The organism is Bradyrhizobium sp. AZCC 2262 (assembly GCF_036924535.1).
Taxonomy (GTDB): Bacteria; Pseudomonadota; Alphaproteobacteria; order Rhizobiales; family Xanthobacteraceae; genus Bradyrhizobium.
This window is the reverse complement of sequence record NZ_JAZHRT010000001.1, coordinates 2,012,362-2,027,761: the sequence shown is the minus strand read 5'-3', so window position 1 is coordinate 2,027,761 and position 15,400 is coordinate 2,012,362. Positions and strand designations below refer to the sequence as shown.

Genomic DNA, 15,400 nt, shown 5'->3' with positions numbered 1-15,400 from the left:
TCAGAGCCCGTCGAAGGTGGCGAACGCGTCCAAATCCGCCCGCTCGGTTTCCAGCGCATTGACCGACGCATCCCGGTCGATATGGCCGAGTGCCATGCCGCAAATGATCACCTCGTTCTCGGGAATATTGAGAAGCGGCCGGATGACGCCGTGGAAATCCGCGAATGCGGCTTGCGGGCAAGTGTGAAGACCATGGCCTCGCGCCGCGATCATGATTGATCCCAGAAAGATGCCGAGATCGAGCCAGCTGCCAATTTCGAGGTCCTCATCCAGCGTGAAGATCATGCCAACGGGCGCGCCGAAGAATTCGTAATTGCGCATCCTGGCTTGCTGGGTGCCTTCGAAATCGCCCTTGGCGACGCCAAGCAGGCTGTACATGTCCCAGCCGATTTTCCGCCGCCGCCCCAGGAACGGCTCGCGCCAGCGGACGGGGTAATAATTCCACTCGCGCTGATACGGCTCGAACCCGTCGTGCGCAACCGCATCGAAAATGGCCTGTGTTAGACGGATCTTGGCATCGCCCGCAATCACCCTGACGCGCCAGGGCTGGATGTTGCTGCCGCTGGCGCTTCGGCTCGCGAGCCGGAGCAGTTCCTCGACCGTGGTCCGCCCGACGGGCGTAGGAAGAAAAGCCCTGACGGATTGGCGCGAGCGGATGGCTTCGTCGACAGCGGCGATCGCAGCTTCGCGCGGGATCGGGTTCGCAGCATCATGCATCGGTAAAATTCAGCGCTTTCAGGCTTTCCGGGATTTCGCCGAGGAACAGCCGCTTGACGTCATCATTCGCAAGCAGGTCCCGCGCCTCTCCTTCGTAAGCCACTTGTCCAAGGTGCATCACATATCCGCGGTCCGATATGCCGAGCGCATGCGAAGCCTTCTGCTCGACCATCACGACCGTCATGCCTTCGTCGCGCAACGACAGCAGCCGCTCGAAGACGATCTCGACATATTTGGGTGAAAGGCCGAGCGAAGGTTCGTCCAGCATGATGATCTTCGGGCTCGTCATCAGGGCGCGGCCGATCGCCAGCATCTGCTGTTCACCGCCGCTCATGGTATCGGCGTGTTGCTTCATCCGCGACTTCAAGGCCGGAAACAGTTGCAATACGCGTTCGGTCGCCGCCTCGATGGCGCGCCGGTCGCTGCCGAGGATATGGGCGCCGATCATGAGATTGTCCCGCACCGTCATTTCGGGAACGACGATGCGGCCCTGCGGCACATAGGCAATGCCGCGATACACCCGCCGGTCGGTGGGCTCCCGCGTGATATCAATGCCATACGTCGATACGCTACCTTGCCAGGCACGCAGCAATCCGGCCGCGACCTTGACCGCGGTGGATTTGCCGGCGCCGTTCGAACCGACGATGGTCGTGATCAGCCGTTCGTGAAAAGTCATGCTGGCGCGCCGGATCACCGGGACGTCGCCGTAGCCCGACGTCACATCGCGAAGCTCGAGCGGTGCAGCATCGCCTTTCATGCCGCCCTCACCTTTTGTCCCATGCCGGGATCGGCAATTTCGGTTCGGTCGTCTTGTATTCTTCCGGCCAAATCACCTCGCGCTTGCCGTTCTGGACCTGAACCAGAAGTCCGCGCACGCCAATCTGCATGTACGTATTGGGGTCCACCTCGTGCTTGCCCATCACGGTTCCCAGTTTCAGGGTGGTGAGGACCTCGCGAACCTTTTCGGCGTCGGTCGAGCCTGCCTTTTTCACCGCGGCCTCGAGGACCGTGCCGGCGACAAATCCGAACGCCGAATAGTAGCCGGGGTCCGAACCGAACTTCTCGTGGTACGTCTTGACGAACTCTTTGTTGCCCTCGCTCGGCAGCGAGGGTTCGTACAGCGACATGCCGACGGCATATTCGGCATCTTTGCCCGCCGCCGTGATGAAATCGTCCTGCGACACCCCGTTGGCGACGAACAGTTTCGGCATGTAATTCATCGAGTGAAACTGCCGCACGGTTTCGATGGCCTCGCTGGGATAAAGAAGCCCCACCCACAGATCCGGCTTCAGCTGCTGGCCCTTGGCGATTTGCGACGAAAAGTCAGCCGTCCCGGCCGGAAAATATTCGTCGATCAATACCTTCACATCCTTGCCGTCGATCGTCTGCTTGATCGCCTTGCTGATGTCGCGCGCCGCCGCATAGTCGCGCGAGACGAGCGCGATGCTCTTGACCCCGTATTTCTGGATCAGGGGCAGCACCCCGTCGGCATAGGACGAGATCCGGGCTGCGGTCTGAAACACGTACTTGAAGCCGCGCTGCTGAATGGCTTCCGCGGCCCCGCCACCATTGATCATCAGCATCTTGTGCTTTTCCGCGACCGCGGACCCGGTTGCGGCCGTTGCCGATCCCAGCGACGAGATGACGAAATCGACCTTGTCATTGGTGATCAGGCGCTCGTAGAGCCGCGTGGCGGTCGCGGGGTCGGAGCGATCGTCATACATGACAAACTCGATCGGCCGGCCGGCCAGCCCGCCGCGGGCATTGGCCTGCTCACGCCAGAGATCCAGACCCTTGAAATAGGGAGCCGCCGAGTCGGCGAGGTTGCCGGTTTGCGACAACGCCACGCCGATCTTCACGGGTTCGGCGGCATTCACTGAGGTCGGCAGCAACAGCGCGATGGCCGCTGCAGCGAAAACTGCTCTTCTGATCATGTTCCCTCCCTTTGCGGATTCTTTGCCGCTCATTGTTCAAAAATAGGCTTCAAGCACCCTGGCGTCGTTGCGAACCGTTTGGGTGTCGCCTTTGGAGATGATTCGCCCTTCGGCGAGCACATAGACAAGGTCACACTCGGTCAGCACGATCCGCATCTCGTGATCGATGAAAAAGACGGTGATGCCTCTGGCGCACAGCGTGTGCAGATGTTCGACGATACGATTCTGAAGCCGCGGATTGATGCCGGCGAACGGCTCGTCGAGCAGCAATATCTTGGGCTGCAGCATCAGCGCCCGCGCGATCTCGACCAGTTTGCGTTGCCCGTAGGAAAGCTCGGATGTCCATTTGTTGACGATCGCGGTGATTTCCAGAAAATCGAGCAACTCCATGGCGAGCTCGATCGCGGCGCGGTCATCCCTGCCCCGCGCAACCGCAACGAGGTTTTCAAGGACGGTCATTTCCGCGAACAGTCGGCTGATCTGGAATGTGCGTGCAACGCCATAACCGCAGATCTCCGCTGGACTTGCCCGCGTGATGTCACGTCCGTCGACGGTGACGCGCCCGATATCGGGCCGTAACGTACCTGCGATGATATTGAACAACGTCGATTTCCCGGAACCGTTCGGCCCGATCACCCCGGTCATCGACCCGCGCGCGACATCGATGCTGACAGACTCCAGCGCAATGCGGCCAGCGAACCGCTTCGACACGTTCTCGACGACGAGTAGCGGGTCGGTCATGACGATTGACCCGCGGGTTGGGCGGGCCGCCGGAATAGCGGCCGGCCGAGCGCAAGCCAACCACCCTTCATGCCGATATTGACGAGCCCGCGCGGCGTGAACAGCACGGCCAGAAGGACGATGACGCCAACGGAGGCGAGATAAATCTGCGGGTAGTTCGCCCACAGGACCTCATTGACGACCGAAAGCACGATCGCGCCCAGCAGCGGGCCCAGCACAGTGCCCATCCCGCCCAGCAGCACCATTGCGATGGTGGTGAGTTCGATATTCGACGCAAATGCAGTCGGCGGATCGATGAAGCCGAGATAGACCGCATAGAGGCACCCCATCGCGGCCGGCGCCACGGCGGACGCGACGAACGCGCCGATCTTGAGACGCGTGGTCGGGATACCCAGCGACTCCGCGGCATTCTCATCCTCACGGATCGCCAGCAGCTTCAGCCCGAGCCGTGAATTATCCAGCCGCCAGGTCAACAGCATCATGACCGCGGCTACCGCGGCAACGACATAATAGAGCGGCTTCAGATCACCGAGCGGTTTCAGATAAATGCCGGTCCCGCCTTGCGTGATACCGTCGAATCCGAGCGCAAACGCCTCGAGGACGCGCGCAAGCCCGAACATGCCGATGGCGAAAAACGGACCCTTGAGCCGCAGCATCGCGCCGCCGAGCGGCAGCGCGGTGATCGCCCCGGCCAGCGCGGCGGCGAGCGTGGCCAGATACCAGGGAACGTTCCAGTGAAAGATCAGGAGCGAGCCGACATAGGCGCCTATGCCGAAGAAGGCGACCTGGCCGAAATGGCTGTAACCGGTGTACCCGCCGATCAGATTCCAGGAATAGGCAAGGACCAGGAAGATCAGCAGTTGGATCGAGAACGACACCGCATAGTCGGACCCGACCACCGGCACCAGCCCGGCGGCCATAGCGGCAGTGGCGAAAACGCCGAGCGGACCCAGTTGCTTCATATCCGCACTCCCGCACCAAGCAATCCGCGCGGCCGGACCAGGAGAACGCCGAGCATCAGCAGAAACAGAAACGCGGAACCGATCACCGCGCCCGCAAAATAACTACCCACGACTTCGACCACACCGAGCAGCAGCGCGGCGAGAATGGCGCCGGGATAACTGCCCATTCCGCCGACGATGATGACCGCAAACGCCTTGATGATGAAGCGCGAGCCCAGTTGGGGATCGATGGCGAATGCCGGCGCGACCAGCACTCCGGCCAATCCGGCCATGCCGGAACCGAGCGCGAAGGTCGCGAGCCTGACACGATCGACCGCAATGCCGGAAATGCTCGCTAGCTCCGGGGCCTGCGATGCCGACCGCACTGCGCGTCCGAAGCGGGTGAACTGCAACAGCCACCAGACGGCCAGGCTGACGCCGATAGCGCAAAGGAACGACACCAGCCGGGAGACCGAGACGTTGGCGCCAAGAATCTTGACCGAACCGCTGAACACGCCAGGCAGGCCGCTGTAACCGCCGCCCCAAATCAGGATCGCGACGTTCACCAGGATGGTCGAGAGCGCGTAGGTCGCCAGCAGCGACATGATCATCGGCGCGCTTTCGATCCGCCGCAGGATGAACATGTGGATCAACATTCCAAACAGCGCACAGCCGGTCGGAACCAGCACGACTGCAAGCCAGAACGGCAGCTTGAAGCCGACGACGATGGAAACCGTCGAGAGCGCGGCCACCGCAAGAATATCCCCGTGCGCGAAGTTGATCACGCGCATAACGCCGAAGATCAGATTGAGCCCGCACGCCATCAGCGCATAGACGCCGCCGAGCAAAATGCCGCCGATGAGCAATTCCGTCAGCGGCATGAAGCAAATTCCGGCGCGCCGCAGATCGAGTGTCGGCGCGAAACCCGCATCGCCTGCGGACATCCCCGGCGCTTGCCTGACATCGACGTTCTCCCTCGCGATCAACGCTTGCTATTGTCCAGACAACTACTGAGGACTTTACTTGACGTCAAGGCTCGGGATATAGACGGATTTCAGGATATTCCAATATTTGTCCGGACAACCTTACGAGGTCTCTTGATGGCTGATGCGATCCGCAACACGCAAGGTGACACCGAGGAAGAGATCCAGATGCTCGATGCAATCGAGCGTTGGGTTACGCGCGAGCTCAAGCCGATCGTCCGCGAATACGACCATGCCGACCGCTATCCCACGGAAGTGGTTGAGCAGATGAAAGAGCTGGGCCTGTTCGGCGCGATCATCAGCCCGGAATATGGCGGGCTCGGGCTTTCGGCGAGCACTTACGCCAAGATCATCATGAGTATTTCCTCGGTCTGGATGTCGGTCACCGGGATCATCAACTCGCACCTGATGCTGGCGCTCGCCATCCAGAAATTCGGCACGCCGCAGCAGAAGACGCGATGGCTGCCCAGGCTTGCCAGCGGCGAAATTCGCGGCGGCCTCGCGCTGACCGAACCCGACGCCGGCACCGACCTGCAGGGCATCCGCATGGTCGCGCGGCGCGACGGCGATCACTACGTCATCAACGGCACCAAGACCTGGATCACCAACGGTGCCGAGGGCTCGGTGTTTGCGATGCTGGTCAAGACCGACCCGGACGCCAAGCCTCGCTATAACGGCATGAGCCTGTTCATCACGCCGAAAATGAAAGGCTTCACGGTCGGCCGCAAATTACCCAAGCTCGGTTACAAGGCGATCGATACGGCCGAACTGATCTTTGAGGATTATCGCGTGCCTGCCGACCATCTGATCGGCGGCGTCGAGGGCCAGGGCTTCTTCCAGACCACCGGCGGGCTCGAACTCGGACGCATCAACGTCGCCTCGCGCGGCGTCGGCATCGCCGAAGGCGCCCTCAAGCTCGCGACCGAATACGCCCAGATCCGCAAGACTTTCGGCAAGCCGATCTGCGAACATCAGGCGATCCAGCTCAAGATCGGCGAGATGGCGACGCGCGCGCGGGCCGCGCGTCTGCTGACGCTGGATGCGGCCCGCGCTTTCGACAACGGCGAGCGCTGCGACATGGAAGCCGGCATGGCGAAATATTTCGCCAGCGAGGCGGCGCTGGAAAATTCCATCGAGGGCATGCGGATCCACGGCGCCAACGGCTACTCCCGTGAATACGACATCGAGCGCCTTTATCGCGATGCGCCGCTGACCTGCATCGGCGAAGGGACCAACGAAATGCAGCGCATCATCATTTCCAGGCAGCACATCAAGAGGAATCCCGCACTATGAAGCCACTGCAAGGCGTGCGCATCGTTTCGGTGGAGCAGTTCGGCGCGGGACCCTACGCCACCATGCTGCTTGCCGACCTCGGCGCCGAGGTCATCAAGGTCGAGAATGCCGCGATCGGCGGCGATCCGTCGCGCAAGACCGGCCCCTTTCATGCTGGGGGCCAACGACAGCGAATATTATCAGGCCTTCAACCTCAACAAGAAGAGCGTATCGGTCGACCTGCGCACCGATGAGGGCAAGGCCGCGCTAAAGGAGTTGGCTGCGACCGCGGACGCCCTGCTCAACAACCTCAGGGGAGACCTGCCCGCCAAGCTCGGTCTCGACTACAACTCGATGTCGGCGGTCAATGCAAAGATCGTATGCGTGCATCTTTCGGCCTACGGCCGGAACAACGAACGCGCCTCATGGCCCGGCTACGACTATCTGATGCAGGCGGAATCCGGCCTGATGCACCTCACCGGCGAGCCCGATGGGCCGCCTTCCCGCCTCGGCGCCCCTTCGATCATCGATCAGACCACCGGATTGACTGCGGCCGTCGGGCTGCTGTCCGCGATCATTCAGGCGCGATCATCCGGCAAGGGCTGCGACGTCGACACCTGCCTGCTTGACGTCGCGCTGCATCAGCTCGGATACGTCGCCACCTGGTATCTCAATGAAGGCCACGTTTCGATGCGCCAGCGCCGCAGCGCGCATTATTCGGTGGCACCGGTCCAGACCTTCCCGACCGCCGATGGCTGGCTGTTCATCATGTGCATGACCGACAAGTTCTGGAACGAATTCGTCGGCGCGATCGGAAGACCGGACCTGCTGAACGATCCGCGCTTTGCGACCATGACGACACGTCAAACCAACCGCGATGCCCTGACCGAGATCATCGATGGCGAGTTGGGCAAACAACCAACGACCTACTGGCTCGGCAAGTTCAACGGCGTGCTTCCGGTCGCGCCGGTGCTCGACCTGGCCCATGCACTCAACAATCCCTTCCTCAAGACCACCGAAATGATCAACGTCATCGCGCACCCCGCCAAACCCGAGATGCGGGTACTGGCGAACCCGATCAAGATCAACGGGCAACGTCTCAGCCAGGCGCCCTGCTCGCCATTCGGCGCCGATAATGCGGCCTATGTCGGCAAGGCCCGTTCCGCCGAACCGGCAGGTTCGTCATGAAGCTCGAGGGCATCCGCGTCATCGATCTCTCGGTGTTTCTGCCGGGTCCGTATCTGACCCTCGCGATGGCTGATCACGGCGCCGAGGTGATCAAGATCGAGGCGCCCGGCGAAGGCGATCCCGGCCGGCACATCGGGCTTTCCGATGGACCGAGCACGGTTTTCTTCCGCAATCTCAATCGGGGCAAGAAAAGCGTGGTGCTGGACCTCAAGGACAACGTCCAGCGCGACACCCTTCTCGCACTTTGCGAGACCGCCGACGTATTCGTGGAATCGTTTCGCCCGGGCGCCGTCGACCGGCTCGGCGTCGGATATGAGGCCGTGCGGGCACGCAATCCCCGCATCGTCTACTGCTCGATCAGCGCCTTCGGACAGGACGGCGAGTTGCGCGGCCGTCCGGCGCATGATCTCGCGCTCGAAGCCGAAAGCGGGCTGCTCAGCATGACGTTGGGCAACGACGGCAAGCCGGCCATGCCTGGCATTCCCGCCGCCGACGTTCTTGCCGGGCTTCAAGGATTGTCCGGCGTCCTGATGGCGCTACTGCGGCGCGAGCGGACCGGGCTCGGCGACCACATCGACATCAGCATGCATGACGCCATGGTCGGCGGTATGCTGAATATTCTTGGACCGGCATTCGCTGAAAACCGTCAACCGGTTCCGGCGCATGAGCGAACCACCGGAGGCGCGGCGTTCTACCGTTCTTACGAGACGCAGGACGGCCGCTACCTCGTCCTCGCCGGTCAAGAGCCGAAATTCATTCATAACCTGCTCGGCGCCTTTGGCCGCCCGGACCTCGCCGAATTGTGCCTGCGCGGGCCGGGCCCGCACCAGCACCCGGTCATGGACTTCCTCAAGGGCGAATTTCGCAAGAAGCCGCTCGCCGAGTGGAACGCCTACCTTGCGGCGCTCGATGTCTGCTACGGCTGCGTCAACACGCTCCCCGAAGCACTTGCGCACCCGAACCTGCTTGCCCGCGGGATGATCCAGCGCGACGGGCTGGACCGCCGCCATATCAGCCCTCCCATCCGCTTCAGCCAGGAGCCGGCCCGCCCGAACCTGCACGAACCGGCCCTTGGCGAACATACCACCCAGTTTTTGAAGATTGCCCCAGCTTCGGAGTGACGACATGCAAGGCCACGACCAGATCGGTCCCCAGCGCTATCGCGAAAGTTTCGGCCGCTATTATGACGACTTCACTGTTGGCGATGTCTATGAGCACCGTCCCGGCCGTACCATCACCGAGAGCGACAACACCTGGTTCACGCTACTGACGATGAATACCCACCCCCTGCACTTCGACAAGGTCTACGCGGCCAGATCCGAGTTCAAGCAGCCACTGGTCAATAGCTGCCTGACGCTGTCGATGGTGGTCGGCATGAGCGTGAGCGACATCAGCCAGAAGGCGATCGGCAATCTCGGCTGGAACGACATCAAGCTGACCGCGCCGGTGTTCGTCGGCGATACCATCTACGCCGAATCAGAGGTGCTCGCGAAGCGCGAATCGGCTTCGCGGCCGGGGCAAGGCCTTGTCACCGTACGAACAATCGGCAAGAAGGGAGATGGCACCCAGTTCATGAGCTTTGAGCGGACGGCGCTGATCGCCAAGAGAGGCCATGGCATCGAAGACTGAAACCAGGGCGCGCAAGGCCAACTCACCGAAGGCGAGGCCGCAGACGCGCGCCCCGGCCGAAGTAAAATCCGACGACCCGCTTTATCTCCAGGTCGTACGTGCGCTGAAAGACGAGATCGTCGGCGGCGTGCATCCGGTCGGTTCGCAGCTTCCGACCGAAGAGGAGCTGTGCGAGCGATTTTCGGTCAGCCGCTACACCGTGCGCGAGGCGTTGAGACGATTGCGCGAAGACAATCTGGTGTCTTCGCGGCAGGGAGCGGGCACGATCGTGGTGCCGCCGCGTCCGGCCGACTCCTTCGTCCACGAGGTGATGTCGATCAACGACCTCGTCGCCTTTGCGACCGGCGTCCGATTCGCAATCGACACAATTGAGATGATCGAGATCGACGACAAGCTTTCATCCCGGACCGGGATCGCGAGCGGCGAGAACTGGCTTTCGGTCCGCGGCCTTCGTCACACCGACGGTAACGAATTTCCCGTCTGCTGGACCGAGGTTTACATCAACAGGGAATTTGCTGCGGTGGGACGTCTCCTGCAGCGTCACACCGGCCCCATCTTCCATCTGATCGAAGACCTGTTCGGCCAAAGTATCGTCGAGGTCCATCAGGAAATTGCCGCGGCGCTGATTTCGCCGGCGTTGGCGGGCGGACTCAAGGTCAAGGCCGGGGCCACGGCGCTCGAAGTACAACGCACCTATAAGCTCGCAACCGGCAAGATCGCGCAGGTTGCGATCAATACCCATCCGGCAGCCCGATTTCGTCATTCGATGACGATGCGCCGCGTGAAGGGGTAATCCATTCTATCTGGCCTGCCGCTATGAAAACCCGCTCGATATGCGAGCGGGACACCCGGTCTTTATTCGCGAAGAACGCCACCGACACCCCAACTACAAATGACTCGCGCTCATACAGCGCTGAAAGGCGCCACAGTTGGCTCATCGAGTTTTCCACGCTCGCTGATCTTCATGCAATTCAAGCGCAATCGCGCTATCTCGAAAGCAGCGTCCCGCGTCAGAGCATGTATATGGTCGTCCTCGCGGATGCTCGGCAGAGAGACACGGCATCGGATAACACATCGGACCTGCTGCTGACTACGGAAGTGGCGAGCCGTGTTACGGTTGTAACCAAGGTTCCCTCGATTGACACAGATTCGTAGCGCAGCACTCGGATGTTGCGGCGGGGGAGCGCGGAGGTTTGCATGACACGGAACAATTCGGCATGGCGCCTGCCCGACGGGCGTATCACGGTTCGGGGCAGATTGAACGGTGGGCACATCACCAACATCTTTGCGCTGGCCACAGCGTCCAAGGCAGCATCATTGCCACCACATGCGAACGCCAGGATTGGAGCACGATGAGAGGTGACTCTCCTATCACGGCTACTTGTGCTGGTGGCTGTCGCGCTGCTGCCTGCGATCGGAATCCAAGCATACAATGAGTTCGAGCTGCGCCGCACACGCCAGATTGAAGTGCAGAGCCAGGCTCTCAACCTGGCTGAACTCGCCGCCGCAGAGCAACGGCAGACCGTCCAGGGGATTCATCAGGCCCTGATTGCGCTGTCGGAGCTTCCAGCGATAAAGGCGAAGAACGCCGATGGATGCAATGCTTACCTCGCCAAGATCAAGCAACGATATCCGGGGTTCATCAGCTTTCTCGTGGTCGACATAAACGGCAGTTCGTTCTGCAACGCGACCGACTATCATAGGCCCTCGACCGCGGCCGGGAGACCCTATCTCGCCGATGTTCTGAGAACCGGTAAATTTACAGTCGGAGTGTTCGCGGTTGGTCGACAGACCGGCCGTAACGTCCTTCATTTCGCGTTGCCTTTCTACGGCGATGATGCCCGCCTCGGCGGCGTCGTTATAGCCGCTCTCAGCCTGGATTGGCTCGCCGACTCCCTCGCCCGGCAGAATGTGCAGCCTGGGGCTGCGCTTGCCATTGTGGATCGCAACGGCACGTACCTCGCCCGCTATCCTGACAACGCCCGCTTTGTCGGCCGGAAGACGGTCGCTGACAAAAATTCAAACCTTGATCGTCGGGACACTGCCGACATTGTCGATCTCGATGGCGTGGAGCGGATCGTCGGGCATTCGGCCCTGCAAGATGATTCCGGAGGACTTCTCGTCAGCTTTGGCCTGGACAAGGCCCGGGCATTCAATGAGATCCAACGCGGCACGCAGCGCGGTATCCTTCAGATCATACTGAGCACCGCGCTGGTTCTGGTCCTGACATCATTGGGCGCCCAGCGGTTTATCCACCGTCCGCTTGGGCAACTTGTCGACGCCGCCAATCAGTGGCGGTTCGGTGAATTCGACCGACGTGTAGACATCCGCGGAACATCCGAAATCGCACGGGTTGCCGATGCGTTCAACACCATGGCCAATGCGCTGGAACACCGTGAGCACGAATTGTCCGAGGCGAAGGAGAAAGCCGAGGAAGCCGCAGCCCGGATCACGATGATCTTTGAGAGCACTACCGACAGCGTGCTCATCATCGATCGGGATTGGCGCGTCAGCTATCTCAACAGACCAGCCAGGGTGCGGCTGGCCCAGGACCGCGACATCATCGGCATGCCCCTTACGGAAGCCTTTCCAGCCGCCGCCGACATGGACGCCTTGAAACAAATTTGCGAGGCAACATCCGAGCAGCGTCCGACCTTCCTGGAAGTGCTCTGTCCACGTACCAAGGCGTGGTACACGATCTCCGCGTTCCCCTCGAGCCAGGGGCTCGCCGTCTTTCTCCGGGATATCACCGAACACAAGCATGCCCTGGAGGCGCGCCGACTGATGGAAGAGCAGCTCCACCAGAGCCAGAAGATGGAGTCCGTCGGACAGCTTACCGGCGGCGTCGCGCACGACTTCAATAACCTGCTTATGGTGATCTCCGCGAACCTCGAATTGATCGAGGCTGCAGCGGGTACCAACAAGGTCCGCCGGTGCGCCGCGGCCGCGCGACGCGCCGCTGATCGGGGAGCAAAGCTGACCGCGCAACTTCTCGCCTTTTCCCGGCGGCAGGCCCTGAAGCCGAAATTGGTCAATGCAAACCAGCTCATTTCCGAGTTCCAGGGACTTATCCACCAAGCCGTCGGGGACGGATGCAAAGTCAAGCTGCAGACAGATGAAGAATTGTGGTTTTGCCACGTCGATCCGGCGCTGTTGGAGACGGCTCTCCTTAACCTCGCCCTGAATGCGCGCGACGCCATGGCGGATGGAGGTGAGCTCCGGATCGAGACTCAGAACATCGTGGAGGAGGAAAGCGTCGCCGGGTGCTCGCCAGGACCGTACGTTCGGCTCTCTGTCGCCGACAATGGCAGCGGGATGCCTCCCGAGGTGCGAGACCGGGTGTTTGAACCCTTCTTCACGACCAAGGAGGTTGGCAAGGGTACCGGACTCGGCCTCAGCATGGTGTACGGCTTTGTTCGACAGTCCGGAGGGCATATTGCCGTCGAGAGTGCACCAGGAGCAGGCACTACGGTCGCTCTATACCTGCCTGCGACTACACAGGAGCCCGACGCCGAGCAGGACACCATCGAGACACAAGCCGTACCGACAGGTTCCGAGAGAGTCCTTGTAGTAGACGATAACGAGGACCTCCTGAACGTCACGTCGGCAATGCTGTCCACCTTCGGGTATCATGTTTCCTGCGCCAACAATGGCGCAGAGGCGCTTCGAACGCTCCAGAGTGACCAACCATTTGAACTTCTATTCAGCGATATCGTAATGCCGAACGGAATGAATGGCATTGAGCTTGCTCGGGAAGCGAAACGGCTGCGCAAGGACATCAAAATCCTGCTCACCTCGGGCTACGCGGACGGAGTGCTGCAACGAAATAAGGCCGTGGGCGAGTTTTCCATTATCGACAAGCCCTTCAGCCTGGCAGATCTGGCGCGACGCGTTCGGTCGACCCTGCACGAGGCATGATCTACGACAACTCCACCATCGGATTGTCGGCTTTAATACCTTGATACAACCCTGCGCCCGGTCCCGTTCGTTCCAATGTGAACCATGATAATGCCTCGTATTGAAACCAGCCGAACCGCGCGTGCGGGTTGACTTCTCATCATCCAGATCTACTTGGGAGCATGAGATGCTGATGTTTGATCGCTGGACCATATCTGGCAGGAGCGCTGCACTGGCATGAATCCGGACATGGTTAGGCTGCAGGGATGAAGAAAATCGGGTTCCTTTCGTTCGGGCATTGGACGGCCTCGTCGCAATCGCAGACGCGCTCAGGCGCGGACACGCTCCTTCAGTCCATCGATCTGGCCGTTGCTGCCGAAGAGCTCGGTGCGGACGGCGCGTACTTTCGCGTCCATCACTTCGCCCGTCAGCTGGCCTCTCCCTTCCCTCTCCTTGCAGCGGTCGGTGCGAAGACCAGCCGAATAGAGATCGGCACGGCCGTGATCGACATGCGCTATGAGAACCCGCTCTACATGGCCGAGGACGCCGGTGCCGCCGATCTCATCGCCGGCGGGCGCCTGCAGCTTGGCATCAGCCGGGGCTCGCCCGAGCAGGTAATCGATGGCTGGCGATATTTCGGCTATCAGCCGGCCGACGGCCAGACCGACGCCGACATGGGGCGACGTCATGCGGAGGTCTTCCTCGACCTCTTACGCGGCGAAGGCTTCGCGCAACCCAATCCGCAACCCATGTTTCCGAACCCGCCCGGATTGCTGCGCCTCGAACCACATTCCGAAGGCCTGCGCGAGCGGATCTGGTGGGGTGCCGGCTCGAATGCCACGGCGGTCTGGGCGGCAAAGGTCGGGATGAACCTGCAGAGTTCGACGCTCAAGAACGACGAAACGGGGGAGGCCTTCCACATACAGCAGGCCGCGCAGATCCGCACCTACCGTGCTGCCTGGAAGGAGGCTGGCCATGCGCGAGAGCCGCGGGTCTCCGTCAGCCGCAGCATCTTCGCTCTGGTCGACGATCGCGACCGCGCCTATTTCGGCAGCGAGCGCCAGGATGAGGACCAGATCGGATTCATCGACCCGCGGACCCGGGCAATCTTCGGCCGCAGCTACGCTGCGGAGCCGGACGTCCTCATCGAACAGCTGAAGAAGGACGAAGCCATCGCCGAGGCCGACACCTTGCTTTTGACTGTCCCCAACCAGTTGGGCGTGGCCTACAACGCGCATGTGATCGAAGCGATTCTGATCCACGTTGCTCCCGCCCTCGGCTGGCGCTGACGAAGCAGCCAAGCGACCTCGCCGACTAAACAGCCTTGGTCAACGCACCGTCGATAATGAGGTTGGTGCCGGAGATCCGGCTCGCCACCGGGCTGGCCAGGAAGACGACGCCCGCGGCGACTTCCTGTGCCGTTCCCATGCGCCCTGTGGGATTCAACGACATCGCTGTCTTGTAGAGATCAGGCATACCGCGTTCGATGTTTTGCCAGATGCCGCCTTCAAAGTAAGTGTTGCCGGGCGACACTGCATTGACGCGGATGCCCTTGCCGATGAGCTGGTTGCTTAGCCCTTTGGCATAATGGATCAGCGCCGCCTTGAAGGCACCGTAGGAACCGGCGGCGAAGTCGACCTCGAAACCCGAAACACTCGATACAATGACCACCGAGGCAGAGGCCGACTTTTCGAGATACGGCATCGCCGCCGCAACCGAATTCACGGTATGCATCATGTCGGTGCGAAACGACTTCTCCCAGGTCTCGGCGGTATCGCCGACTGCCAGCGCGCTGACGTTGCAGACGATGGTGTCGATACCGCCGAGTTCGCCGGCAGCGCCGTCCACCCATTGTTTCAGCGCGGCCGGGTCGGCAACATCGATCGCCTTGCCCCACGACTTGACGCCCTTCCCTGCCAGCGCCTTCACCACCTTGCCGACCTCCTCGGCATTGCGTGCGCATATGGCCACGTTGGCCCCTTCGGCCGCGAATAGTTCGGCGATTGCAAGGCCAATGCCCTTGCTTCCCCCGGTTACCAGCGCGCTTTTGCCTTTTAATCCGAGATCCATCGTCGCCTCCCGTTTTTGGTGGGCGGCC

General features: G+C 61.3%; 13 protein-coding genes and 1 pseudogene. 7 read left to right on the top strand and 7 right to left on the bottom strand.

The genetic code is table 11. The annotated features are described in order from the left end of the window. Genes V1283_RS09580 through V1283_RS09555 form a run of 6 tightly spaced genes read right to left on the bottom strand, consistent with a single transcriptional unit; the run spans position 1 to position 5,277 of the window. Entirely contained in the window at positions 1-717 is a 717-nt protein-coding gene (locus V1283_RS09580) for a nitroreductase (protein ID WP_334386191.1), read from the bottom strand. After that, positions 710-1,474, bottom strand: coding sequence for an ABC transporter ATP-binding protein (locus V1283_RS09575; RefSeq protein ID WP_334386190.1), 765 nt, complete (start codon positions 1,472-1,474; stop codon positions 710-712). Before V1283_RS09575 ends, V1283_RS09580 begins: the two co-directional genes overlap by 8 nt. Positions 1,475-1,481: 7 nt before the next feature. Beyond that, positions 1,482-2,651, bottom strand: coding sequence for an amino acid ABC transporter substrate-binding protein (locus V1283_RS09570; RefSeq protein ID WP_334386189.1), 1,170 nt, complete (start codon positions 2,649-2,651; stop codon positions 1,482-1,484). 36 nt (positions 2,652-2,687) lie between these two features. Beyond that, on the bottom strand, positions 2,688-3,392 hold the full coding sequence (locus V1283_RS09565) for an ABC transporter ATP-binding protein (RefSeq protein ID WP_334386188.1): 705 nt from the start codon (positions 3,390-3,392) through the stop codon (positions 2,688-2,690). Continuing rightward, the gene (locus tag V1283_RS09560; RefSeq protein WP_334386186.1) at positions 3,389-4,354 is read right to left on the bottom strand and encodes a branched-chain amino acid ABC transporter permease; all 966 of its coding nucleotides are present in this window, start codon (positions 4,352-4,354) and stop codon (positions 3,389-3,391) included. Before V1283_RS09560 ends, V1283_RS09565 begins: the two co-directional genes overlap by 4 nt. Next, complete coding sequence (locus V1283_RS09555) at positions 4,351-5,277, bottom strand: branched-chain amino acid ABC transporter permease (RefSeq protein WP_334386185.1); 927 nt, start codon at positions 5,275-5,277, stop codon at positions 4,351-4,353. The genes V1283_RS09560 and V1283_RS09555 overlap by 4 nt, the downstream gene beginning before the upstream one ends. Before the next feature lie 156 nt (positions 5,278-5,433). Between V1283_RS09555 and V1283_RS09550 the strand changes: the two genes are divergently transcribed. The 7 genes and pseudogenes from V1283_RS09550 (at position 5,434) to V1283_RS09515 (ending at position 14,591) form a co-directional block, all read left to right on the top strand. After that, entirely contained in the window at positions 5,434-6,609 is a 1,176-nt protein-coding gene (locus V1283_RS09550) for an acyl-CoA dehydrogenase family protein (RefSeq protein ID WP_334386184.1), read from the top strand. Continuing rightward, a pseudogene (locus V1283_RS09540) lies at positions 6,606-7,776 on the top strand (CaiB/BaiF CoA transferase family protein). Before V1283_RS09550 ends, V1283_RS09540 begins: the two are co-directional and overlap by 4 nt. After that, a complete protein-coding gene (locus V1283_RS09535; protein ID WP_334386181.1) occupies positions 7,773-8,897 on the top strand; it encodes a CaiB/BaiF CoA transferase family protein in 1,125 nt (374 codons plus the stop codon). The pseudogene V1283_RS09540 and the gene V1283_RS09535 overlap by 4 nt, the downstream one beginning before the upstream one ends. A gap of 4 nt (positions 8,898-8,901) precedes the next feature. After that, positions 8,902-9,405, top strand: a complete 504-nt coding sequence (locus tag V1283_RS09530) for a MaoC family dehydratase (protein WP_334386180.1) — start codon at positions 8,902-8,904, stop codon at positions 9,403-9,405. Beyond that, complete coding sequence (locus V1283_RS09525; RefSeq protein ID WP_334386179.1) at positions 9,389-10,198, top strand: GntR family transcriptional regulator; 810 nt, start codon at positions 9,389-9,391, stop codon at positions 10,196-10,198. The genes V1283_RS09530 and V1283_RS09525 overlap by 17 nt, the downstream gene beginning before the upstream one ends. Positions 10,199-10,794: 596 nt before the next feature. Further along, positions 10,795-13,323: an ATP-binding protein gene (locus V1283_RS09520; RefSeq protein ID WP_334386178.1), complete on the top strand. Its 2,529-nt coding sequence runs from the start codon at positions 10,795-10,797 to the stop codon at positions 13,321-13,323. Positions 13,324-13,568: 245 nt separating this feature from the next. Continuing rightward, positions 13,569-14,591, top strand: a complete 1,023-nt coding sequence (locus V1283_RS09515; protein WP_334386177.1) for an LLM class flavin-dependent oxidoreductase — start codon at positions 13,569-13,571, stop codon at positions 14,589-14,591. 25 nt (positions 14,592-14,616) lie between these two features. Here the strand turns inward: V1283_RS09515 and V1283_RS09510 are convergent, their stop codons facing one another. Then, positions 14,617-15,372 carry an SDR family NAD(P)-dependent oxidoreductase gene (locus V1283_RS09510; RefSeq protein WP_334393010.1) on the bottom strand — a complete coding sequence of 252 codons (756 nt, stop codon included), beginning with the start codon at positions 15,370-15,372 and terminating at the stop codon, positions 14,617-14,619. Between the last annotated feature and the right edge of the window lie 28 nt (positions 15,373-15,400).

Bases quoted from the DNA above. Each gene is read 5' to 3' on its own strand.
- V1283_RS09570 (WP_334386189.1), bottom strand. From the start codon at position 2,651: ATGATCAGAAGAGCAGTTTTCGCTGCAGCGGCCATCGCGCTGTTGCTG.
- V1283_RS09580 (WP_334386191.1), bottom strand. From the start codon at position 717: ATGCATGATGCTGCGAACCCGATCCCGCGCGAAGCTGCGATCGCCGCT.
- V1283_RS09555 (WP_334386185.1), bottom strand. From the start codon at position 5,277: ATGTCCGCAGGCGATGCGGGTTTCGCGCCGACACTCGATCTGCGGCGC.
- V1283_RS09530 (WP_334386180.1), top strand. From the start codon at position 8,902: ATGCAAGGCCACGACCAGATCGGTCCCCAGCGCTATCGCGAAAGTTTC.
- V1283_RS09550 (WP_334386184.1), top strand. From the start codon at position 5,434: ATGGCTGATGCGATCCGCAACACGCAAGGTGACACCGAGGAAGAGATC.
- V1283_RS09560 (WP_334386186.1), bottom strand. From the start codon at position 4,354: ATGAAGCAACTGGGTCCGCTCGGCGTTTTCGCCACTGCCGCTATGGCC.
- V1283_RS09575 (WP_334386190.1), bottom strand. From the start codon at position 1,474: ATGAAAGGCGATGCTGCACCGCTCGAGCTTCGCGATGTGACGTCGGGC.
- V1283_RS09515 (WP_334386177.1), top strand. From the start codon at position 13,569: ATGAAGAAAATCGGGTTCCTTTCGTTCGGGCATTGGACGGCCTCGTCG.
- V1283_RS09565 (WP_334386188.1), bottom strand. From the start codon at position 3,392: ATGACCGACCCGCTACTCGTCGTCGAGAACGTGTCGAAGCGGTTCGCT.
- V1283_RS09535 (WP_334386181.1), top strand. From the start codon at position 7,773: ATGAAGCTCGAGGGCATCCGCGTCATCGATCTCTCGGTGTTTCTGCCG.
- V1283_RS09525 (WP_334386179.1), top strand. From the start codon at position 9,389: ATGGCATCGAAGACTGAAACCAGGGCGCGCAAGGCCAACTCACCGAAG.
- V1283_RS09510 (WP_334393010.1), bottom strand. From the start codon at position 15,372: ATGGATCTCGGATTAAAAGGCAAAAGCGCGCTGGTAACCGGGGGAAGC.